Here is a 799-nt window from a genome sequence, read left to right as displayed (position 1 = left end):
TCATTGTTTTCTCTCTAGTAGTGATGACGGTGCTGATGCAGGTTCATCTAGAAACACCCCAAGCAGATCTGTATGCCGGGGTACCCAGTAAGAGCAGGATCTGTACCAGTCATATCTTCGATTTAAAAATCTTTTAACCTTTTGATTTATATAGATTTATATCTTTTGTGCGGTGGCGCTCAAGGCGATAGTCGTCCGGGTTTCCGAATATGTGCGATGGAAGTGTTCGGCTGTCCGAAATCTCCTACAGCGTAAATCTAGGATTTCCCACATTTTCGAAAGGCATTAGTGCTAAAGAAAGCCGCTCAGAGGTCGATGATCCCTTCAGGATCATTCTTTGTGCAGGAGCTCATATGTCCATTTCAGTAGGTTTTCCAAACGCAGGCGGCATCACGATTGGCGGCAAGTCGCTCGCTACGATCAACGCATTGAACGACGCGAAGGCAGAAGCCGAGACACAACTGACGGCTGGTAAGGAAGGTGACAGCAAGCAAGTCAGGACAGGCCCGGTAGGGCAAAACCCGGGCACTGAGACCCAGGCGGATGACGGTGGTAGCCAAAGCATCACGGTGAAGATGCTGCTCAAACGCATGAAGGAACTGCAAGAACAATTGCGCCAGCAACAACAGCAACTGGCTGCGGCCCAGGCCGCGTCATATCCGACGCCGGAAGCCAAGACCACCGCGGTTATGGCGATTCAGGGGCAGATCGCTCAAACCAACGGTGCGCTGATGGAGGTGAGCAGCAGCCTGGTCAAGGAGCTGGCCAAGGGATCCAATAGCGGATCGGTGGTCAACAC

Annotated in this window: 1 protein-coding gene; it reads left to right on the top strand. The window is 51.9% G+C overall.

Features of this window, described 5'->3' with window-relative positions:
* Positions 1-353: 353 nt before the first annotated feature.
* Positions 354-799: hypothetical protein (locus AC1DH9_RS30105; protein ID WP_477809449.1), on the top strand; the 446-nt coding region annotated here is incomplete at its 3' end.

This window comes from Pseudomonas sp. 05T35, from assembly GCF_056396605.1.
The sequence above is the reverse complement of the archived record's forward strand: the minus strand, read 5'-3'. Positions and strand labels throughout refer to the sequence as shown.